This is a genomic window from Desulfofundulus sp. JL263-se (assembly GCF_056316025.1).
Window position 1 is genome coordinate 1126846 of the sequence record NZ_CM149993.1, and the last position, 20807, is coordinate 1147652.

The window sequence follows — 20807 nt, forward strand, 5'->3', positions numbered from 1 at the left end:
CTGGTGCCAGTTAAGGGGGAACCAAAATTGAAGTTACTCTTTTTTACCGATACTCACATTAGGGGTAACAGCCCCCGGGGGCGCAAGGACAATTTCCCGGAAACAGTGGCCGAAAAACTAAAAGAAGTGGCAGCCTTGGCCGAAGAGTACGGGGTTCATGCCGTGCTTCACGGCGGGGACCTTTTTGATACTCCGGGGCCTTCCCTGGCCGTATCCCGGGAATTTTTGGGTGTTTTCAGGCAAATGCCGGCCCCGGTTTACATAATTGCCGGGAACCATGATCTGTTCGGGCAGAATCCTGCCACAATGCACCGTACCATATTGGGCCTTGCCGCCGAATTGGGCCTGTTCCGGGTATTGCAGCCGGGGGTGCCGGAATATCTCAGTGACGGGAATGTTACCGTGCAACTTACCGGCCAACATTTTCACTATGAAATAGACAGGCGGGACCCTGTTTTGGACTACACGGTGAAGGCAGTTAATTGCGATGCGGCGGTGCACATGGTGCACGGAATGCTTCTCAAGCGCCCTGCTTACCCGGGTGCGGCCTATACTTTAATAGAAAAAATAGCTGATAAAACCGAGGCCCTGTTTACTCTTGCCGGCCATGCCCACCTGGGTTTTCAGGATACGGAATGGAAAGGTAAGTTTTTTCTGAACCCGGGGGCACTGGTGCGCATTTCGGCGCTGGAACGGGAAATTAAAAGGAGACCATCGGTATTATTGCTGGATTTTTCCGCCTGCCCGCCGAAATACAAAAAAATTCCCTTGCGGTCCGCGTTGCCGGGGGAAGAAGTACTTGACCGCAGTCACATCGAGCGGGAGGAATTTCAAAAGGAAAGACTATCCATGTTTGTCCAGGGAATACGGGCCGCTGGAGACTACCGCATGACCCGCCTGGAAGAAATAATTGAAACCATTGCAGTCCGGGACGGTCTTTCCGGAGAAGTTAAGGAAGAAGCCCTGAAAAGGCTGGCCAAAGTACAGGAGGAATTGGGGGACTAGATCCCCACAGCTCGGCTTGGGCGTTACGGCGTGGGATGTCTAAGCGCAGCGGGGGCGCACCGGCCCCAAGGAAAGTACTACTTTTAGGGCGGGTCTTTTAAAGTATTAACTACCAGCTGGTACTCGTATCTACCCTGCTGCTCGAACCGGTCTGCGGGCAACTGGTAGACGATAAAGAAATAATTTTCCCCTCTTGGCACTACTTTACACAGCATGGTCAAGTTACCCTTGGAAATCCACAATTCGTATTCCGATTCTAATAAAATTTTAGCTTGGGGAAATTCTTCCTTGATTTTTTCAAAATTTGATTTAGCGGCCTTTGGGGCCTCGCCGGTATCAAGCCCGCTAATTTTTTCAACAACCAGGGCCCTGTCCCCGGGCCCGGAAAAGCTGGTCGTATATTCATCCTCTCTGTATACGGTTAAACTACCCGGCAGTATAAAGCTAAAGCCGGCTTTATCGTGTTTGTATGAGTTCATGGTGATATTTATGGTGCGATTTGCGCCATTCCACTGGATTTGGGCGCCCATTGTATCACTGACAAATCTAAGGGGGATAAAAATCGTTTCTGCTTTAATTAGAGCAGGGGCCTCTAGTTTTACCTGGTAGTTATTTACTGTGGCATGTGACATGCCGGGCGAAATTTTGATATGCTGGTCTTCCAGGCGTATGTGGGCGGTTTTTGTGGCTTGGTTCCATTCAACACCGGCTGAAAATGCGGTACTGATAAAGCGAAGTGGCACCAGGGTTCTGCCGCCAGCGATAAAGGGAGGGGTTTTAAGAAACCGTACTTCCCCGTTGACAGTGGCCAGCTTACTATCTACGGCCAGCATAACCCGCCGCTGCTCGGTGGTTGCGCCCACAGGTTGAACCGAGAGCAATAAAATTATAACTGTCAGGGGAAATATATAAATTCTTTTCACCGGCTGCACTCTCCTTACAAGGGCTATCCCTACTATATATTACAGCCTGGTTTTTGATATTCCTTCCCCAGTGGGAATTTAAAGTGTGGGGGCGATAACTTGTATATATCCAAGGTTATCATTGAAAATTTCCAATCCCACGAATTAACGGAATTTGAGCTTTCCCGGGGACTAACCGTTTTGGTTGGGGAGTCAGACCGAGGTAAATCTGCAGTAATAAGAGCGCTGAGATGGCTTTTTGAGAATGAGCCCCGGGGCACCGGGTTCATTCGCAGTGGTGCCAGCACTGCCAGGGTTACTGTGATTATGGAAGATGGAACCAGGATTACCAGAGAACGTACTTCCAGTAAAAACAGGTACGTCATCCAAAGGCCGGGCGGGAGAGAGGAAGTATTTGAAAAATTCGGTACCGAAGTGCCGGCTGAAATAAGTGCTTTGCATGGAGTTGCCAAGGTAAAATTGGACGAAGATTTACATGTATCTCTCAACCTTTCCCTGCAGCTTGACGGTCCTTTTTTATTATCCAGCCCCGGCTCTTTGAAGGCCAAGGCCATTGGGCGCCTGCACTCGGTACATCTTATTGATGCCGCCGCCCGGGATGTGCAGCAGGAAATGCTATCCTTACGGAAGAAAGACGATGAGCTGGCGGGATATATAGCCGAACTGGATGAATCACTTAAAGAATATGCCGATCTGCCCGAAATGGAGCGGTGTTTGGAAAAATGCCGGCAACTGGTAGAACGCCTGGAAGTAAAAAATGAAAATTTGTCCCGACTGTTCACCTTGAGGGCTGAACTTTCCAGCGTGAGGGTAAATTTAAATAGCGTAAAGACAGCATTGAAAAAACTTTCAAAGTTGGATAATCTACGTGGGGAGTTAACCTCGGCGGAAAACAAAATTCATTGCTGGAAAAACTCCCTTGAGCTCCGGCGGCGTCTACATACGGTGCGGGAAAATTTAAACAGGGCAGTCCGGATATCTAAAAAGACCCGTGGAATTCCCGGCGGGCTTGGCCTGATGAGGAAATTGGAAGGTTTTAGTGGGCAGTACCGGGAGCTTTCCGGGGTTAATCAAAAACTCAGGGCGATCAGGCGGGAGAAATATTTCCTGGAAAATGTACTGCAAAGGGTGAGCGGGGCGCCCAGGGGGATGTACCATTGGCAAAGAGCCAAAGACCTTTCTGAGAAGCGGGATACCATGGTGAAACTGGCTGCTTCCCTGAAAGGTATCAGGGAAAGTTTAAATTTATGCCGGCAAATGTTACAGGCTGTGGGCAATGTGGAAGAGGGGGCCGGCCGGTTATCTTCTTTAAACGAAAAGATGGCTCTTGTAAGTCAGCTCCTCCCCTTAAGACGACGCTTATGCCGGCTGCTTGAGGATATGGCAAGAATAGGGGAATTGCTGAAGAGGACGGATAAAGTTCCCGGGGCGGTGGAGGAAGTGGAAACGTTAACCCGGATGTCCCAGACACTAGCCCTTCTAAAGGATTACCGGGTACGGCTTATGGATACCAGGCAGCGAATAAGAATGGGGCGAGAGTATCTAGGTGAAAAGGAAAAGGAACTGGAGGAACTGGTTTTTCGGTACGGCAGCTTGTTAAAATCCCTGGGCCGGTGCCCCACCTGTTTTAATGTGGTGGACCGGGAGACCCTGGAAAAAATAGTGTTGCAATTGAAGAAAAGGAGTGGTTAAGGGCAATGGATAAAAAAGGCTTTGTACAGGAAGGGGATTATATCGCGAAGCTTCAAAAATTAAAAGAGGGCTTGGACCGTGCCAATAATTTGCGCATTCAGGCAGAGACAAGACTTGAAGAATTATCGAAACAAGAGAAGGATTTGGTGGAGCAGATTAGGGCCTACGGGGTGGAGCCCGACCAGTTGGATGAATATATAGAAAAATTACAGCGGGAAATTGAGTTATTAATTGATAAAATAGAACAATTGATTCCGTGGGATTTAATAAAATCTTCGGCCCCCCTGCCGGAGGGGGAGGAATAGAACGTGCAAGAGCGGAGAAAGGGCAGGGCGGAAGAAGTTGTCAGGTTGCGCTCGGTTTTGAGTGCCTTTGAATCTTATTATTACAGGCGCAAGGGCCGGGCCGAGGAATTGCGCCGGCAAAAAAAGGAAGCACTGAAGCGGAGGGAGGAAGTTCGCCGGCGGCTTGAACTGTTGCAGCAAGTAAAAATATTGTTTCAGGAATCTTCAGCCTACGCGCGGGAACAGGCCCGCCAGCAAATACAACACATGGTTACCCAGGCCCTGCAGTACACCTTCGGGTCCGATATTGCCTTTGAAGTAGAGTTGCTTGAGCGGCGGGGACAGCCGGAGGCAGAGTTTTATGTTGTTTCTACCTACGGCGGAGTGAAAGTGAGAACCAGGCCGGAGGATGCCCGGGGCGGGGGAGTGGTAGATGTAATTTCCTTGGCCCTGCGTATGGCCCTGCTGGAAACCTCGGTACCTTCCCTTCCCGGGCCGCTGCTGTTGGATGAGCCTGGCAAACATGTTTCCCAGGAATTTGCTCCAAATCTTGCCCGGTTTATAAAAAGCCTTTCCGATGCCTTTGGAAGACAGGTGCTGATGGTTACCCATAACAGGCACTTTGCCGAGACTGCGGACCGGGTTTACGTTGTTGACCTGGTTGAGGGAAAAAGTCAACTGCGTCCGGGGGACTAACCGGGTGGCTTGGAGGTACATATGGGGATAAAAGGATTTTTAAATGATGTGATATTAAGGGGCGGGGCTAAAAATGTATTTCTGGAAGTACTGGAATATCTGGATGACCTGCCGGCCCTGCAAAAAAAAATGGAATCATTTTTCCGTGGCACTGAACTGCTGCTGCACCTGCAAAGGGATAATGATGTGGTTGATTTGTTCGCCAGCAGGATTACCATATCACAATTCACAATTACCCGTTTTTTGGAGCGTATTTTAGAGGGGAATAAACAGATAAAATGTATCGCGGTTATGGTGAAGGATGGTTATATTATTTGCACCCTGGACATTGATAAGGGGCCGGTTAGATTTCAAGTATCAGTAAAATTAGGAAATATAAGAGTAATACTTCAGCGGGGAAAGCGGGAGGTTACAGGGGATATTTTGGAGTTTCCGCGGGTGACTCCCCAAAATCCCCTGCTAGGTATTATTTGTTCAGCCGGTATAAGTATTTTAAGAAAAATTGCCGGTGAAGAACATATTTACCGCCGGGTGGTAAAGAAAATACCGGGGCTTGCTGTAAAAGGTAATACTTTGCGGCTGGATTTGATGCAGGTTCCTGCCCTTGAGGACGTGCTTTCCCGCAAGATGCTGGGCATACCGGTAGTGGAAGTTTTTCATATAGACCGGGTGGAATTGAAAAATGGTAAAGTTCGAATATACGGGGGCCCCCGCATTCCGGAAAGGCTGATCCATTAATAAATCATTTCTCCGTTAATAAACTGGCGGGTGCGCCTGTCTTCCGGTGCGGAAAAAATTTTTTCCGTGGAGGCTTTTTCCACCAGCTGCCCGCCATGAAGAAAAATTACCTCATCGGCAATGCGTTGGGCCTGGAAAATATTGTGGGTGACCATAATTACAGTAAGTTTTCGCTCCCTGTTAAGCTGCTTTATCAGCTGCTCAATTATGGCTATATTTCCGGGATCAAGGTTGGCCGTAGGTTCGTCCAATAAAAGCACTTCGATATCAAGGACTATTGCCCTGGCCAGGGCTACCCGCTGGCTTTCACCGCCGGAAAGGGAAAGGGCGCTGCGTCCTGCCATGTGTTCAAGGCCGACACGCTTCAGTGCTGCATTAACCTTTTTAGCTATATCTCCGCGTCCTGTCCCTCTAATTTTCAAGCCGTAGGCCACATTTTCCCTTACCGTGGCATTAAAAAGAACGGGTTTTTGGAAAACCATGGTCATTTTGCGTTGAATGTCAAGCCTGTCTTTGGACTTAAGCGCATAAATGTCCTGCCCGCGGTAATATATCTTTCCCCGGGTGGGGGGGGTCAGAAGGTTTAAAATACGCAACAACGTGCTTTTACCTGCCCCGCTGGGCCCCATAATGCCATAAATTTTTCCGGCCTCCAGGGAAAGCCTGTCTATGTTTAAAACTTCTTTATTTGCGTATTGCTGGGATAAGGATATTATTTCAAATAATGTTTCATTACCGCTCATAAGCATTTCCCCTGTTTTGTATCCAGTATAGGAGCGAATTAATCAAAAAAGCAAGGGTTAAGAGCACCAGCCCGAGGCCGATGGCCAATTCAAAATTTCCCTTGCGGGTTTCTAGAACAATGGCCGTTGTCATCACCCTTGTATGTCCTTCAATGTTTCCCCCTACCATCATAACCGCTCCCACCTCGGCGATTACCCGGCCGAAGCCCGCCACTACCGCTCCCATAATGGAAAACCGGGCCTCTCTTACCACCGCGGCAGCCACTTGCAGTGGGGTTGCACCCAGGGATACCGCGGTATCCCTGAGCTCCATGTTCCTTTCCCTGATTCCCACCATGGAAAGGCCGGTAATGATGGGGAATGCCAAAAGGGCCTGTACGAAAATCATGGCTGCCGGGGAGAAAAGCAGGTCCAGGGCCCCAAAGGGACCGCTGGAAGAAAGCAGCAAATAAACCACCAGGCCGGCCACGACGGGCGGAAAGCCCATGAAGGTATATATTATTCTAATTTGCCACTTTGCCCCGGCGGCCTGCCGGAGTCCCAGGTAGGCTCCGTATGGTATGCCCAGTGCCGCGGCAATTATTACCGCCGAGCCCGATACCTTAAGGGAAAGAAATATTATTTCCATCATTGTGGGGTCGAGACTGACAACCAGTTTTGCGGCCTGTATAATACCTGCCAGGAGTGTCATTTCTACTCTCCCGCTGAATTAAAAAATTGTCTTTTGGCCGTCACTTCCTGCTTTTTATGTGCGGGAAGTGACGGCCCTCTGGTTTTACTTGGCATTGGGCACAAAAAGTTGTTCCCCGTACTTGGTAAAATTGCCAATCATCTGCTGGCCCTTCTCTGATACCATGAAGTTTATGAGGGCCATGGCCCCCTCGTAATTAACGCCGGGGTGCTTTTCCGGGTTGGTGGCCATAATGCCGTACTGGTTAAACAGTATGGGGTCGCCTTCCACCAGAATTTTCAGGTCCAGCTTGTCCTTCACGGAAAGGTAAGTACCCCTGTCGGTGAAGGTATAGGCCTTTTTTTCGCTGGCTATACGCAGGGTATCTCCCATTCCCTGGCCAACGGCCAGGTACCATTCCCCGGAAGGTTCAATTCCCGCCTGGGACCAAATACTTTTTTCTTTAATGTTTGTACCCGATTCATCTCCCCGGGAAATAAAGGTGGATTTTGTTTCTGCAATCCTGGAAAAGGCATCCTCAGCTTTTTCCATGCCTTTAATACCGGCGGGATCATTTGGGGGACCTACGATAACAAAGTCATTATACATTACATCCTTGCGGTTAACAAAATATCCTTCCTTAACCAACTGCAGCTCCCGGTTCTTGGCGTGCACCAGGAGCACGTCGGCATCGCCCCGCTTGCCCAGTTCCAGGGCAGCTCCGGTTCCTTTGGAAAGTATGTGTACTTCATAGCCGGTTTCCCTTTCAAAAGCCGGAATAATTTCATCTAACAGGCCGGAGTCGTAGGTACTGGTTGTTGTGGCCAGGGTGACTTTGGGGTTGTCCGGTGCCGCCTTGTTTTCTGCCTTTTGGTCGTTGGTTCCTTGGCCCGCACACCCCGTTGCGATAATTGTAAGGAATAATACTAATAAAAAGCTTAGCATTAACGGAAAAGCCTTTTTAGGTCTGTGCATGCTGTTTTCTCCTTTCTTAAATGATTTAAGATAACGTGTTAGATTTTTCTTTATGCTGTTCTCTGGCCTCCCCCCCTTTCCGCTTAGTCGTTTCAAATATGGAAGAAAGGGGCGGGGATTAAATAAAAGAAAAGGGCCCAAAAAGAAAACCGGGCCCATGGCACGGAAAACAGGACCCGGTTATCGTTTAACCGACCGATTAATCCCGCTCCTTTCCACCATGGGGGGCGAACCGGTTTCCCGGCTGCCGTTTGCCAGGTGCAAGGGCACCCGGCGCGGCTGAGCACCATAGAATAATCTTCCGTAGGTGGCATCAGCTCGGAGCTTATAAAACTTTCATTTTATGTATTTCTACATAATTTAAAAAGATCCTTCTTCATTATAAAAACCGGGCATATCACCCGGCGGTAAAAAGTTAATATACTCTTCTTCTTGACTTGGATGCGCGGCCGGCCCAAAAGATCAGCGGTATGGCCATCAAATGCCAGCCTATCCAGCCCGGTTGTAAAAAGCTAAAGGTTCCGGCATCTACTTTAGGTGAAGTTTCCCATACACTGCGCCGAAATATCCCCATTTAAAAACCTCCTTTTGCTTGATAGTATGTACTAATTTTTTACCTGCATTGCAGCAAATTTAATGAAATTTAACTTTATTGCGGCAATATTTGAATTAAGTATCATTTCCGGTGTCAAACTAAAACGGAGGTGATGCCAATGGAAATAGATATGGATTGGCACCAGTGGAAGAAAACCTTGGGCAGGGCCGTTCACGCCGCGGAATGGGTAGGTATGTCGGGGGAGCGAATAAATGATATTGCCTATCGCCTGGGTGAATTTTTTGCCAATAACTTTGACCCGGGTAACCGGGAACAACGCCTGTTAAAGGAACTATGGGATGTGGGCAGCGAGGAAGAGCGTAAAACCCTCGCTTCCATGGTGGCGAGGGTGGTTGCAAAAGCATAAAATCAATCAGGTTTTTAATTAAGATGGCTTGGCAAAGCTGTCTTTTTTTATCCCGGCTGCCATATTACTTCTATTTTTTGGTTGTTTTCTTCCCTTTCCCGGGAATCTTCTTCCACCAATTCCTTTATCCTGTAATCACTGAGTAATATCTTCCAACTCCTGGCCACGGCATCAATAAAATCCTGTCTCAAAGGTATTTTGTTGGTAATCAGTGGGCAGCTGTATGGCAGCGGAATGGTTTCATATATTAGAAGCAGCTTATTTTCCCGGGCAAGATGGGGGGCTAAGGGGAAAAAGCGACACGCCAGGGGCCTTGAATGCCTGGGGCAACGCTTTATACACTTTACAAAATATACTGTTTGCGGCCATGATAAAGGGAAAAATTGCTCATCGCGGTCATGTTTCTCCCAAACCAGCCAGTTTTCTTTTTCCAACATACTTTCCTCTCCGGGGAAAAGGTAAATTCCCAAAGAGTTTTTATCATCCGGGCAGCAGCAAATGCTGTTGCACAAAAGGCCGCAATCGCTTTCCAAAGGGGTAATTTCTGCGGTAATCTTATAAAGGTAAGAGTAATCTTCCGCTGTAATCATAATTAAACCTCCACGTGGAACATCCTATCATGTAGGAGTTGAGCTGGTGCTTCCCCTGCCAGCTCTGAGGGATTATTACCTTTCCCAGTGGTCATGGCGGCACAAAATGATTAGAATAAGCCCCTCTTGATAACAAGTTTTCCATATATAACTTTCTATTCCATTCGTTAATTTGGGATCCCTTCAAATTCATATAGTATTACCTTATATAAAAGAGGAAAAACACTCTTGCCCATAGTATTTTATAATAAAATTCTTTAATTAAGGGGCGATAAAGTGCTTCGTCTGGTAAACGTTACGGAACATCTTCTTTTCGATATGCTGGATGATATTTTAAAAGGAATTAAAGGTTTTTGCGGGTGTAAGCGGTGCAGGATGGATGTGGTTGCTATTGCCCTGAATAATTTACCCACTAATTACGTCGTCACCGATGAGGGCGAGGTTAAAAAAAGAGCGGCCATCTTGGAAATGCAAATGCGCATAGATATTACCCAGGCTGTTATCAAAGCCGCGGAAATAGTATCTATGCGCCCGCATCATTCCCGGGTAGATTAAAGAAAAAGGTTGGCTGAAGAATAAGTTCTAATATGGTGCACCGGATTCGGAGCCACCAATTGTGCCCCCTTTATTCAGAAATAATTTTTCAGGCTACTTTAAAAAGGTGTTTTCATTTTTTTCTTATTATAGTAAAATAGGCATAAGCAATTTAATATTACCGGGGAGCTCATGTTATGGGCTGAGAAAGGGCTAGTGAGCACCTGACCCGTTGAACCTGATCGGGGTAATGCCCGCGCAGGGAGCATTTGAGTCAAAAGCACACCTGTCCTGCGGGTGTGCTTTAAATTTTAAATGAAAGGGATGAAGGCAAAATGTATTTGGAAGACATCAAAATTTCCAAGGCCATCATTGACACCTACAGGAATGAGCTGGTGGATGCTTTACAGTCGGACGTGGTCATTGTGGGCGGGGGCCCGTCGGGCCTGGTGGCGGCCAGTTACCTGGCCAGGGCCGGCGTCAAGGCCACCGTTTTAGAGCGTAAGCTCAGTGTGGGCGGAGGTATGTGGGGCGGCGGCATGATGATGAATCAAGTGGTTTTCCAGGAAGATGCCAGGGAAATATTTGATGAATTTAACATCCACTATACGGAATACGAAAAAGGGTATTATACTGCCAATTCTGTAGAGTGTGTAGCCGCCCTTACTCTGGGGGCCGTACGGTCCGGGGCCAGGGTATTAAACTTAATATCCGTGGAAGATGTTATGGTGAAAGAGGACCGCCTGGCAGGGCTGGTAATTAACTGGACGGCTGTGGAAATGACAGGCTTGCACGTGGACCCTATGATGATGGAAGCCAAATATGTATTAGATGCCACGGGCCACGATGCAGCGGTAGTCAATAAATTAGTAAACCGAATGGGAAATGTATTATTTACTCCCAGCGGCGCATTGGAAGGAGAAAAACCCATGTGGGCCCACCGGGGGGAAGAGCAAGTAGTCGCCAATACCCGTGAGGCTTATCCCGGCCTTTATGTTTGCGGCATGGCGGCCAATGCCACCTTCGGCGGGCAGCGTATGGGCCCGATTTTTGGCGGCATGCTTCTTTCCGGGCGCAAGGCAGCCAATCAGCTGTTGGAAAAATTGAAATAAAACAGGAGGGAATTTATATTGACCCAACTGGAAGCGGCGCGGCAGGGGAAGATAACGGAAGCCATGCAAAGAGTGGCGGAAGAGGAAAAGCAGGATCCCGTATTTATCAGGCGGGGGGTAGAGGAAGGGACCATTGTCATACCGTACAATAAAAATCACGCCGGGCGGAAGCCCTTGGGAGTGGGGGCAGGCCTGCGAACCAAGGTAAATGCCAATATCGGCACTTCCACTGCCTATCCTCACCTTGACGATGAATTGGTAAAACTTAAGGCCGCCCTTGAGGCCGGTGCCGACAGCATCATGGATTTAAGTACAGGGGGCAATTTGGATGAAAATCGCCGGGCCATAGTGGATAATTGCCCGGTAATGGTAGGCACCGTGCCCCTTTACCAGGCCATGGTTGAAGCTCAGGAAAAATATGGTGCCATGGTGCACATGACCGCGGATGACCTTTTTAAAGTTATAGAAAAGCACGTCAAGGACGGCGTGGATTTTTTAACCGTGCACTGTGGTGTAACCTGGGAAGTTATACAAACCCTCAAGCGGCAGGGGCGGGTGACAGATATAGTAAGCCGGGGAGGGTCTTTTCTGACCGGCTGGATGCTTCATCACCAGAAGGAAAATCCCCTCTACCAGGAATATGACCGCTTGCTGGAAATTTGCCGGGAATATGATGTAACATTGAGCCTGGGAGATGGCTTGCGCCCGGGCTGTCTAAGTGATGCCACCGACCGGGCCCAAATTGCCGAGCTGATAGTACTGGGTGAATTGGTGGAGAGGGCCCGCAGAGCCGGGGTGCAGGTGATGGTGGAGGGGCCCGGCCACGTACCCCTGGACCAGGTGGCGGCAAACGTGCAGTTACAAAAAAGTCTCTGCAAGGGGGCGCCCTTCTATGTCCTCGGGCCCCTGGTAACCGACATCGCTCCGGGCTACGACCATATAACTGCGGCCATCGGCGGTGCGGTGGCTGCCATGGCAGGGGCTGACTTTTTATGTTACGTTACCCCCGCCGAACACCTGGGCCTGCCCACGGAAAATGATGTGCGGGAAGGCGTTATGGCCTGCCGCCTGGCCGGGCATGCTGCAGATATTGTAAAAGGAGTGCCTGGGGCCAAAGAGTGGGATTATGCCATGTCCGTGGCCCGGAAGGCCCTGGACTGGAACCGCCAGAAGGAACTGGCGCTGGACCCGGAGAAATTCAGCCGCTACCGCCGGACCCGGAACCCGGAGGATACTGAAGCCTGTACAATGTGCGGCGATTACTGCGCCATGCAAATTGTTGAGCGCCATCTTGGTAAGACAGGTTCTTGCTAAAGGAGAAGTCAAATATGGTTTATCGAATTTTGGACGCCAACTTTAACCGCTTGCGCGAGGGCCTGAGGGTTATCGAGGATGCCGCCAGGTTTCTGCTGGATGACGGGAAGACCTTTGCTGTAATCAAAGAAATGCGCCACCGTTTACTTGTAATGGTGGAGAATGTTCCCGGGGGGCTCAATGCCCTGGTGGATGCGCGGGACAGCGCCGGTGATGTGGGGGCCCGGTCCCAATTACCTTCTGAGATGACCCGGAAAGACTGCTCGCAGGTAGTCATAGCCAACATAAAGCGGGTGCAGGAAGCTGCCAGGGTTTTGGAAGAGTATGGAAAACTCGTTAACCAGGAACTGGGAGCCGGGGCCAAGGCGTTGCGCTTTCAGGCTTATGAGCTGGAAAGGATACTTTTGCCCCGGCTAAATCCGGCTTCCGCGGGGCATAAGAAGAAATTGGATGTCAGTTTATATGTTATTACCGGTGATAAGTTTTCCCGGGGTAGGCCGGTAACCCAGGTGGTGCGCGGGGCCATCAAAGGCGGGGCAACGGTAATTCAATTGCGGGAAAAGGAATTTACCGCCCGCCGCCTGGTTGAGGTTGGGCGCGAAATCCGGAAGATAACCCTGGAACATAATGTTACTTTTATTGTAAATGACCGGGTAGACGTGGCGGCTGCAGTGGATGCAGACGGCGTACACCTGGGCCAGGATGACTTGCCGGTTAGCGTTGCCAGAAAGATATTAGGGCCCGGAAAGCTGGTAGGTATTTCCACGCATAGTGTAGAGCAGGCGTTGCAGGCGGAAAAGGACGGCGCGGACTATATTGGAGTGGGCCCGGTATTTGAAACCAATACCAAGGAAGATGTTTGCGCCCCGGTGGGACTGGAGCTGGTCAGGAAGGTTTCCCGGCTGGTGAGGATTCCCAAGGTGGCCATAGGGGGAATTAAAGCATACAATGCCGCGGATGCCATGGCTGCCGGGGCCGACGGAATAGCGGTAATTACCGCGGTGGTGGCTGCCCCGGACGTAGAGAAGGCGGCCAGGGAACTCAGAGAAGTAATTCAAAGCAAGAATGGCTCTTGATTTAAAGTTTGCACCCTTTTAAGGGCCCGTGCATATTTATTTAATACCACGTAAATATCTTCCTTCCCCATAATACGGCGCCCGCAGGTTGTTTTGCCGCCTGCGGGCCATATCTTTTTCCGGTATTATTTAGCGGTTTGAAATATGAAAGGAAGTCTCTTAGCTGCCACTTACTGGTTTTTGGCTTTTGCACCGGCAACTTCTACTTTTGCCTCGCTGGCCAGCTTTTTTATCTTTTCAATGGTACCGGTTTCAGCAGAAAATTCATATTTCTCCTTGATTTCACCGGCAAGTTTGTCAATTTCATAAAGGTAATTTTCAACATTATTTAGTTTCTCCTCAACCTCCTGATTTTTCAATAAACCACCTCCGAAGGGAAAAATATGCTTTGCTCATTTATAATCATTTCGCAGAAAAGACTTGGATATACAATATCATGCAAAATATTATTAGGCTTTGCTTTTTCTGCCCGATATCAGATAAATTGACAGGGCGAGTATACCTGAAACAGAGGCTATGGCGTACATATGGGCGTAACCGACGGCCTGGGATAATAAGCCCCAAAGCACTGATCCTGCTCCTATTCCCAGGTCAAAGGAGGAGAAAAAGGTACCGTTTGCAGCACCCCTGCGGCTTGGTTCAATGTTCCTCACCGTGAGGGCCTGCATACTGGGTTGAACCGAGCCAAAGCCTAAACCATAAACAACTGCGGCGGCGAGAAACATCCATAAGGTATCGGCAGCTGCCAGAATGAGCATGGCTGCCGCCAGTAGCATAAGCCCGGGCATTACCACTATGTCATAGTCCTTTTTGTCAACCAGAATTCCTGAAACGGGGCGGGATATGAACATTATTACGGCAAAAGCGGTAAAAAAGGGGCTAATGTTAGTTATACCCCTTTCCATGGCGTACAAAACTAAAAAGGAGACGATGGATCCAAAGGTAGTGGTAACAAAAAAAATTACCAGGGAAGGCCGGATGGCACTTTTTTCATAAAGGACCGGCTTGGGGGCATTGGGATCCTGTTCCACTTTTCGGTAATGAATTCCCGAGGAGAACATGAAGGCTAAAAAGGCTAGAAATGCGGATATGAAAAAAAGATGGGTAAAGGAAAAGTTATTTATCACATAAATACCTGCTGCAGGAGCCACCGCCATGGACAGGGCGGTGGCAAGGCCAAAATATCCCATGCCTTCACCCATTCGCGGGCCGGGAATAATATCCGCGGCAACCGTGCCTGCGGCGGTGGTACATGCCCCCCATCCCAGGCCGTGTAAAAATCGTGTTAATAGCAAAAGGGTAATTCCTGTGCTCCAATTGTACGCCATGGCGGAGGCAATAAAAATGACCAATCCCCCCAATAAAATTCCCCGCCTGCCCTTGGTATCCAGAAAAAATCCCGCCCACGGCCTTACCAGCATGGCGGAAACGGTGAAAATACCTATTACCAGCCCTACGTGGAAGTCTTCGCCGCCCAAGTAATCCACGAAAACAGGCAGGGCTGGCAGTAAGATTTGCAATCCCAGAAACATGGCCAGGTTAGCGAGGCTGATTAAGATAAAGTCCTTTGTCCAAAGCGGTTGGGATTGAGAACCGGCCTGTAACGTTGCTGGTTTTTGCAATTTGGTCCTTCCCTTCGTTGCATTTTCATAATATTAAGCGCCCGTCCGGGCGCTTTTTAGTTGGCCTGGGCCTGTCTTTCACCGAATACCTGAAGATATTGTTCCCAGGTCATGAGCACCTGCCGGGGCTTGCTTCCCTCGTACCTGCCTACAATGCCCCGGCGTTCCATAATATCCATCAAACGGGCCGCCCGGGTATAACCAATGTGCAGGCGGCGCTGGAGCATGGATATGGATGCGGTGCCGCTTTCAATGAAAATTTGCGCGGCCTGGGGTAATAAATCGTCCCAGTCTTCATTGTTTTCACGGGCTGTTTCCTCAGGTTGTTCCGCCAGTACTTCCTCGTTATAAGTGGGACGGGCCTGTTCTTTCAGAAATTCTACCACCGATTCCACTTCATCATCGGTAAGAAAAGCTCCTTGAATCCGTAAGGGCTTGGGTGCTCCCACAGGATAAAAAAGCATGTCTCCTTTGCCCAGAAGTTTTTCAGCCCCGGCCATATCCAATATAGTACGGGAGTCGGTTTGACTGGAAACGGCAAAGGAAATGCGGGAGGGAATATTTGCCTTTATCAGTCCAGTTATAACATCTACAGATGGCCTTTGGGTGGCAATAACAAGATGTATGCCGCAAGCCCGGGCCATCTGAGCCAAACGGCAAATAGCGTCTTCCACGTCGCCAGGTGCAACCATCATTAAATCAGCCAGCTCGTCAATAACAATTACAATATAGGGAAGGGGCGTAAGGGAATGGTTATTGTTTTCCTGCTGTTTGTCCGGTTTGGTATTTGTAGTATCCGTCTCACTTTTTTCTCCGGCCTTAACGCCGATTTTGGTATGTGCCAATTTGTCAGTGCCGGTAGTTTCATTATCCCGTGTAACATTTTTGTTGTCGGGCGTTAGGATACTTTTCAATCTTTGTAGCCCGAGACTTTGTTTTTCCTCCAGGCAAATTTGGTTATATCGTTTAATATCCCGGACCCCTGCAGCGGCAAAAAGTTCGTACCGCTGTTCCATTTCCCTTACGGCCCATCGCAAGGCCCCGGCAGCTTTTTTGGGGTCCGTAACCACCGGGCTGACCAGATGTGGAATCCCGTTATAATTAGCCAGTTCAACCATTTTAGGATCCACCATGAGGAATTTAACTTCTTCTGGGGTGGCCTTGAAAAGTATGCTGCAGATGATCGTATTTACGCATACACTTTTACCTGCCCCCGTTGCCCCTGCAATAAGCAGGTGGGGCATACGGCCCAGGTCGGCCACCACCGGATTGCCGGCAATATCTTTGCCCAGGGCTACCGACAGCTTAGAGGTACTGCTGATAAATTCCTTGCTTTCCAATAATTCCCTTAATTGTACGGTATCTATTTGCGGGTTGGGAACTTCTATTCCCACTGCGGCTTTTCCGGGGATCGGCGCTTCTATTCTCACTCCTGAAGTGGCCATTCCCAGGGCAATATCGTCCGCCAGGCCTGCAATGCGGCTTACTTTAATTCCCGGCGGAGGCTGTATTTCGTACCGCGTTATTGCGGGGCCCACGGAAACATTTATTACTTTGGCCCTTATTCCAAAGTTTGCCAAAATCTGCTCAAGCAGCTGGCTGTGCTCCTGAATGTCATACTTGGCTTTTTTACCCTTTTTGTTTAAGGGCCTTAGCATAGCCGGCGAAGGTAAACAAAAGGAATTTTGGCGGCCTGAAGATGAAATTCCAGCGGAAAATTCCCCGTTAGCTGTTTCCTTTTCTGCTGGGCTTTCTTCATTTACTTGGGCTTCACTTACTTTAACTGGCAAAGTATTATTCGGGTAAAAGGATTCCGGTTGGTTGTAACTTATTTCATTTGTTTCATTTTCGGATTTACGTTTTTTTACCCTTTTTTTGCGGGATTTTTTCTTTTTCTCATTGAGGGAATTGCTTGCCTGCGGGGCGATTTCTTCTTCAGGGAACACATAGTTGATAAGCTGCTGCCAACAAAATGCTGCTCCGGAAGATAGCTTTGAAATAACGGCCCGGGTAAGGTCGACAATGGATGAGCCGGTAACCAGAGTTATCCCGATCAATAAAAGAGTTGCCAAGATTATGTATGTGCCTGTGGTGCCGAAAAACGGCAATAGAATATAGGCCGGCAGCGCTCCCAAAAATCCGCCCCCCATACCTTGCCTTGCCGCGCTAAATAACTGTTCCGGGGCGAAACCGGTATGCAGGTATATTAAAACGGTTAAAAGAAGAATAATTAAGCCCGCACCCCGAAGGGACGGCTTAAAGCTGCGCCTTACCAGAAGGTGCAGTCCCCCAAAGGCAAAATAAACCGGTATAAGGAACCGGCCCTGTCCGGCGGCAATTTTCGCTGCCGTTGAAATGAAATGGCCAATTTTGCCTACCCCCGGGGTAATAAAACTTGCCAGCGTCAAAAAGGACAGGGCAAGCAGTGCCAGCCCCGATATTTCATATTTTACCTTCTCTTTTATCTTCTCGTTTTTTACGGCTTTAGCCATAAAATAAGTCATCCTTCCGGAAAATTTCATATTTCTGCATATTTTTCAGCTTACCATAAAATGGACATGGAAGCAAGTTGGGCCGGAAACGCAAGGTAGTGCATGTTGAAACTGTGGATAAATGTGTATAACTTGTGAAAAAAAATACCCCATGGAGGGGAAAGTTAGGAGGCAAACAGGAATCTAATGGTGATTATTGCCATTATTATAACAGAAATGACAGAGATTGTCAGCTATTTTTCCCCAATTTGTGTATAACTTTTCACATTATCTGTTTATTACTGTGAATATATCCTATATTTAAACTCTTACGCCTTGCTGTTATTAGTTTTTTTGTGGTGTTATTTTGTGGATTTTTTTTCCACAGCAAAGGAATTTATTCAGTTTTAAATAAATATGTCGGCTTTAGCTGGTGGTTATTGGTAAACATGGATGAATAAGTAAAAAGAGCCAGAATAATACCGGAAAGGGTAACTGCGGCAGTAAGGACAAATAGGATGAGCAATTGATAGCGTACTGCCTGTACCGGGCTGGTTCCTCCTATGATTAGCCCCGTCATCATTCCCGGCAGTTGTACCAATCCCACTGTTTTAAGGCTGTCTATTACGGGTATGGTACTGGCCCTGATCGCGCTGCGCAAAGCGACATCCGCAGCTTGTCTTGATGTTGCGCCCAGTGACAGGGCTACCTGGATTTCATCCCGGTGGTTATGTATTTCACTCCGCAACCTGTTTAGCAGTAGCCCGCAGGCTACCATGGAGTTGCCTACGACCATGCCGCTTAAGGGGATTATAAAGCGCGGGGTGGCTTCAACTACGTGCAATCCCAATAAAATCACCATGGCTACAACTTCAGCCGCGCCGATGGAAATCAGTATTTTAAAAAATATTCCGTCCAGACCCGGGCCGCGCTTAGCGGCGTTTTGTGAGGCAACTATCATCATTAAAAGAATCATTAAAAAGAGATATGGCCAGTCTTCCAGATTAAAAACAACTTGTAGAATATATCCTACCGCCGTCAATTGAACTGTTGCCCTTATTGTTCCCACCAAAAGGTCTTTTTCCAGGCCGAGACGCTGCCAAAGGGACAAGAACGTGGCCAGGGCCACGAAAATGAGGGTGATGAGTAGGGCCGAAACAGACATTTTAGGCCTCCTTGAAAAAATTTTGAAACTAGCGGTTAAATATTACCTCAATTTTACCGTTTTGCAGCAGCCAGGTATAATTGCTTACCCGCCGGGCCTGTTCCCTGTCGTGGGTTACCCAGAGGCAAGTGTATCCCCGCTCCCTGTTAAGGCGGATAATTAATTTTTCCACGGCTGCGGTGGATTTCGGGTCCAGGGATGCGGTTATCTCATCAAGTAACAGTATGCGTGGGCCGTTGGCCAGGGTTCGGGCCAGGGCAACCCTTTGTTGCTGCCCCCCGGAAAGATTTTGGGCGTTCCGATTTAAAAGTTCCGTATCCAGGCCAACCATTTCCATTAATTCGGCAGGGGTCATTTCCGGTTGTTTACCACGGATGCTTGGGCCGTATAACAGGTTATCCAGTACAGTTCCCGGGAGCATTACCGGGCGCTGAAATACCAATCCCACCTGGCGGCGTAACTCCAGCACGTCCCATTCCCTTAATTCCTTTCCCCGGTAAAATATTTTGCCGTCGTCCACATCTTCCAGGCGGTTAAATAAAGAAAGCAGGGTGCTTTTCCCCGCGCCGGACGGTCCTATAATAGTTATTAAGCTTCCTTTATCAACTTGGGCGAACACGTTTTGTAAAACTGCCACTCTGCTGGCGGCCGAAACTTGGCGGTATTTTGTTACCCTTTCTAATTTAAAGAGGGTCGTGGTGCTACCCCTCTTCCCGTGCATTTTTTGCGAAGTTATCATAAATAACCCCTTCCATTAAGGGCTCTCGTTTAGCAAAAGTCAATATTATTATACTAAAGCAATTAATAAATTAAAAAATAATATACGGAAAAAATAGGGAAGGGTTAATATAAGGTTTGCTTCAGGCGAGGGTATTAAAGGGGTTGATTTGCTTAAGGTTATTAGAATTTTATATCTTGAGGGATGCAAAGCTTGGAGAGTTCAATGAAAGTTTACCCTTATTATTAAAAATTATTAAAAAAAACTCCCGCCTTAGCGGGGAGTTTTTAGGCTTAAGCTTTTGGTTTAAAGGTATGGCAGCAAGTGTTTTCGGACATGCCTACGGTTTTGTCAGCGGTGCTGGAACGTATTTCAATGCTGTCAGCAAAGCATTGTTGGTTTTGATTGTGTACACATTCTTCAATAATACACTTCCCTACTTTGGACATTTGCTCACCTCCTTATCTTTAATTATTATCAGCCGGTAGAATTTTATACAAAATTAATAACCCGCTCCTTAAAGGCGCGGGTTTCCTTTTGAGGTTTCCAAAAAATCCAGAAGTTGCTGCCAGTTATCGATTATGGCATTGGGTTCTTCCCTTTCCAGTTGTTTCCGGGAAGAAATGCCCCAGGTTACTCCCACCGTTTGGACACCGGCTTTTTTTCCGCAGCGAATGTCGAAGGGGCTGTCCCCGACATATACTGCGTGCGGTGGTTCAACTTCCAGCGCTTCAAGGGCCTTTAATACCGGCTCGGCCTCGGGTTTGGCCCGGGGGGCGTCTTCCAGGGCCACCAGCACTTCAATGATTTTATCCAGGCCGGTCAGCTTAATCCCCCTTTCCGCCATTACCCGGCGCTTGGAAGTAACTATTCCCAGGCGGAAACTGCGGTTTTTTATATTAACAAGCGCCTCCATTGTTCCCGGGTATTCTTTTAAGTACGAATCATGAATTTTATCTTGGTATTCCAGGTAACAGTTAAGTAATTCTTGCCCCCTGTCACCGGCGAAGCGAACGCAAATATCCCGTAAGGGTAAGCCCACGGTTTTTAATATTTCTTCATCACTAAAGGATAAATTCACCTGTTTTAATGCAGCCCGGAAAGATTTCAGAATTAGCGGCAGGGAGTCCACCAGGGTACCGTCCAGGTCAAATAATACCGCTTTAAAATTCAATATTCATCAGCTCCTTTTATTACTTCCCGGAATATTGTACCATTAATTGCTGAGTAAAAATACCCATCAATCCCAGCTCTGGGCAAATTACTGCTCCTTGCCGAGAACATTTAGTGCCGAAGGATGGAGTGATAATGAATGATACTGAAGGAGCAGATTCCGGCCTGATGATTTTTCCGATTAGGGGGTACGCGGCGAGGGCGCTGGCAGCCGCGGGTTTTGCTAAGGATAAATTGAAATTTTTAAAGAAAGATAAAGCCCGGCTGCAGGTATATGAGAATGGGGAATTGCATTACCGGACGGTAGCGGAGTTGGCCGGGTATGGTTCTTAAACTACAATTGG

General features: G+C 48.3%; 24 protein-coding genes and 2 riboswitches. Of the genes, 12 read left to right on the forward strand and 12 right to left on the reverse strand.

Features of this window, described 5'->3' with window-relative positions; translation table 11 throughout:
- Window positions 1-27 precede the first annotated feature (27 nt).
- Window positions 28-1005 (forward strand): metallophosphoesterase family protein, encoded by a 978-nt coding sequence (locus ACX4JR_RS05720; protein WP_476060056.1) that lies wholly within the window; start codon window positions 28-30, stop codon window positions 1003-1005.
- Between the two features lie 83 nt (window positions 1006-1088).
- On the opposite strand, the gene ACX4JR_RS05725 is transcribed toward ACX4JR_RS05720, so the two are convergent.
- Complete coding sequence (locus ACX4JR_RS05725; protein ID WP_476060057.1) at window positions 1089-1928, reverse strand: copper amine oxidase N-terminal domain-containing protein; 840 nt, start codon at window positions 1926-1928, stop codon at window positions 1089-1091.
- Between the two features lie 99 nt (window positions 1929-2027).
- On the opposite strand from ACX4JR_RS05725, the gene ACX4JR_RS05730 reads away from it, so the two are divergent.
- From ACX4JR_RS05730 to ACX4JR_RS05745, 4 genes are read left to right on the forward strand one after another with little or no spacing between them, the layout of a single operon-like run.
- Window positions 2028-3620 carry an AAA family ATPase gene (locus ACX4JR_RS05730; protein WP_476060058.1) on the forward strand — a complete coding sequence of 531 codons (1593 nt, stop codon included), beginning with the start codon at window positions 2028-2030 and terminating at the stop codon, window positions 3618-3620.
- Window positions 3621-3625: 5 nt separating this feature from the next.
- Window positions 3626-3925, forward strand: a complete 300-nt coding sequence (locus tag ACX4JR_RS05735; protein ID WP_476060059.1) for a hypothetical protein — start codon at window positions 3626-3628, stop codon at window positions 3923-3925.
- Between the two features lie 3 nt (window positions 3926-3928).
- Window positions 3929-4600, forward strand: a complete 672-nt coding sequence (locus ACX4JR_RS05740; RefSeq protein ID WP_476060060.1) for a P-loop NTPase family protein — start codon at window positions 3929-3931, stop codon at window positions 4598-4600.
- A gap of 21 nt (window positions 4601-4621) precedes the next feature.
- The gene (locus ACX4JR_RS05745) at window positions 4622-5338 is read left to right on the forward strand and encodes a hypothetical protein (protein ID WP_476060061.1); all 717 of its coding nucleotides are present in this window, start codon (window positions 4622-4624) and stop codon (window positions 5336-5338) included.
- Here the strand turns inward: ACX4JR_RS05745 and ACX4JR_RS05750 are convergent.
- The 4 genes from ACX4JR_RS05750 to ACX4JR_RS05765 all read right to left on the reverse strand — a co-directional run bounded on the left by ACX4JR_RS05750 (window position 5335) and on the right by ACX4JR_RS05765 (window position 8300).
- Window positions 5335-6081, reverse strand: a complete 747-nt coding sequence (locus ACX4JR_RS05750; protein ID WP_476060062.1) for a phosphate ABC transporter ATP-binding protein — start codon at window positions 6079-6081, stop codon at window positions 5335-5337. The two genes, ACX4JR_RS05745 and ACX4JR_RS05750, sit on opposite strands and share 4 nt — an antisense overlap.
- Window positions 6071-6772 carry an ABC transporter permease gene (locus ACX4JR_RS05755; protein ID WP_476060063.1) on the reverse strand — a complete coding sequence of 234 codons (702 nt, stop codon included), beginning with the start codon at window positions 6770-6772 and terminating at the stop codon, window positions 6071-6073. Before ACX4JR_RS05755 ends, ACX4JR_RS05750 begins: the two co-directional genes overlap by 11 nt.
- A gap of 84 nt (window positions 6773-6856) precedes the next feature.
- Entirely contained in the window at window positions 6857-7726 is an 870-nt protein-coding gene (locus tag ACX4JR_RS05760; RefSeq protein ID WP_476060064.1) for an ABC transporter substrate-binding protein, read from the reverse strand.
- A gap of 192 nt (window positions 7727-7918) precedes the next feature.
- Window positions 7919-8062, reverse strand: a riboswitch (molybdenum cofactor riboswitch).
- A 79-nt stretch (window positions 8063-8141) separates the two neighbouring features.
- Window positions 8142-8300, reverse strand: a complete 159-nt coding sequence (locus tag ACX4JR_RS05765; RefSeq protein ID WP_476060065.1) for a hypothetical protein — start codon at window positions 8298-8300, stop codon at window positions 8142-8144.
- Window positions 8301-8439: 139 nt separating this feature from the next.
- Between ACX4JR_RS05765 and ACX4JR_RS05770 the strand changes: the two genes are divergently transcribed.
- Window positions 8440-8688 carry a DUF3243 domain-containing protein gene (locus tag ACX4JR_RS05770; protein WP_476060066.1) on the forward strand — a complete coding sequence of 83 codons (249 nt, stop codon included), beginning with the start codon at window positions 8440-8442 and terminating at the stop codon, window positions 8686-8688.
- Between the two features lie 47 nt (window positions 8689-8735).
- On the opposite strand, the gene ACX4JR_RS05775 is transcribed toward ACX4JR_RS05770, so the two are convergent.
- The gene (locus tag ACX4JR_RS05775; RefSeq protein WP_476060067.1) at window positions 8736-9278 is read right to left on the reverse strand and encodes a hypothetical protein; all 543 of its coding nucleotides are present in this window, start codon (window positions 9276-9278) and stop codon (window positions 8736-8738) included.
- 276 nt (window positions 9279-9554) lie between these two features.
- Here ACX4JR_RS05775 and ACX4JR_RS05780 point away from each other — a divergent pair, with 276 nt between their 5' ends.
- The 4 genes from ACX4JR_RS05780 (at window position 9555) to ACX4JR_RS05795 (ending at window position 13314) form a co-directional block, all read left to right on the forward strand.
- A complete protein-coding gene (locus ACX4JR_RS05780; protein WP_476060068.1) occupies window positions 9555-9833 on the forward strand; it encodes a late competence development ComFB family protein in 279 nt (92 codons plus the stop codon).
- A 151-nt stretch (window positions 9834-9984) separates the two neighbouring features.
- Window positions 9985-10094, forward strand: a riboswitch (TPP riboswitch).
- A 53-nt stretch (window positions 10095-10147) separates the two neighbouring features.
- Window positions 10148-10924, forward strand: a complete 777-nt coding sequence (locus ACX4JR_RS05785) for a sulfide-dependent adenosine diphosphate thiazole synthase (RefSeq protein ID WP_476060069.1) — start codon at window positions 10148-10150, stop codon at window positions 10922-10924.
- Between the two features lie 18 nt (window positions 10925-10942).
- Window positions 10943-12238, forward strand: a complete 1296-nt coding sequence (gene thiC / locus ACX4JR_RS05790; RefSeq protein ID WP_476060070.1) for a phosphomethylpyrimidine synthase ThiC — start codon at window positions 10943-10945, stop codon at window positions 12236-12238.
- Window positions 12232-13314: a thiamine phosphate synthase gene (locus ACX4JR_RS05795; RefSeq protein WP_476060071.1), complete on the forward strand. Its 1083-nt coding sequence runs from the start codon at window positions 12232-12234 to the stop codon at window positions 13312-13314. Before thiC ends, ACX4JR_RS05795 begins: the two co-directional genes overlap by 7 nt.
- A 170-nt stretch (window positions 13315-13484) precedes the next feature.
- Here ACX4JR_RS05795 and ACX4JR_RS05800 read toward each other — a convergent pair whose 3' ends face one another.
- The 5 genes from ACX4JR_RS05800 to ACX4JR_RS05820 form a co-directional block, all read right to left on the reverse strand.
- Window positions 13485-13673 (reverse strand): hypothetical protein, encoded by a 189-nt coding sequence (locus ACX4JR_RS05800; protein ID WP_476060072.1) that lies wholly within the window; start codon window positions 13671-13673, stop codon window positions 13485-13487.
- Between the two features lie 90 nt (window positions 13674-13763).
- Window positions 13764-14936 carry an MFS transporter gene (locus tag ACX4JR_RS05805; RefSeq protein ID WP_476060073.1) on the reverse strand — a complete coding sequence of 391 codons (1173 nt, stop codon included), beginning with the start codon at window positions 14934-14936 and terminating at the stop codon, window positions 13764-13766.
- Window positions 14937-14992: 56 nt separating this feature from the next.
- Complete coding sequence (locus tag ACX4JR_RS05810) at window positions 14993-17428, reverse strand: FtsK/SpoIIIE family DNA translocase (protein WP_476060074.1); 2436 nt, start codon at window positions 17426-17428, stop codon at window positions 14993-14995.
- A gap of 376 nt (window positions 17429-17804) precedes the next feature.
- Entirely contained in the window at window positions 17805-18572 is a 768-nt protein-coding gene (locus ACX4JR_RS05815; protein ID WP_476060075.1) for an ABC transporter permease, read from the reverse strand.
- Between the two features lie 28 nt (window positions 18573-18600).
- Window positions 18601-19311 (reverse strand): ABC transporter ATP-binding protein, encoded by a 711-nt coding sequence (locus tag ACX4JR_RS05820; RefSeq protein ID WP_476060076.1) that lies wholly within the window; start codon window positions 19309-19311, stop codon window positions 18601-18603.
- A 176-nt stretch (window positions 19312-19487) separates the two neighbouring features.
- On the opposite strand from ACX4JR_RS05820, the gene ACX4JR_RS05825 reads away from it, so the two are divergent.
- The gene (locus ACX4JR_RS05825) at window positions 19488-19778 is read left to right on the forward strand and encodes a hypothetical protein (protein WP_476060077.1); all 291 of its coding nucleotides are present in this window, start codon (window positions 19488-19490) and stop codon (window positions 19776-19778) included.
- Between the two features lie 29 nt (window positions 19779-19807).
- On the opposite strand, the gene ACX4JR_RS05830 is transcribed toward ACX4JR_RS05825, so the two are convergent.
- The gene (locus tag ACX4JR_RS05830; RefSeq protein ID WP_476060078.1) at window positions 19808-20464 is read right to left on the reverse strand and encodes an HAD-IA family hydrolase; all 657 of its coding nucleotides are present in this window, start codon (window positions 20462-20464) and stop codon (window positions 19808-19810) included.
- A gap of 134 nt (window positions 20465-20598) precedes the next feature.
- Here ACX4JR_RS05830 and ACX4JR_RS05835 point away from each other — a divergent pair, with 134 nt between their 5' ends.
- Window positions 20599-20796 (forward strand): hypothetical protein, encoded by a 198-nt coding sequence (locus ACX4JR_RS05835; RefSeq protein WP_476060079.1) that lies wholly within the window; start codon window positions 20599-20601, stop codon window positions 20794-20796.
- The last annotated feature ends 11 nt before the right edge of the window (window positions 20797-20807 follow it).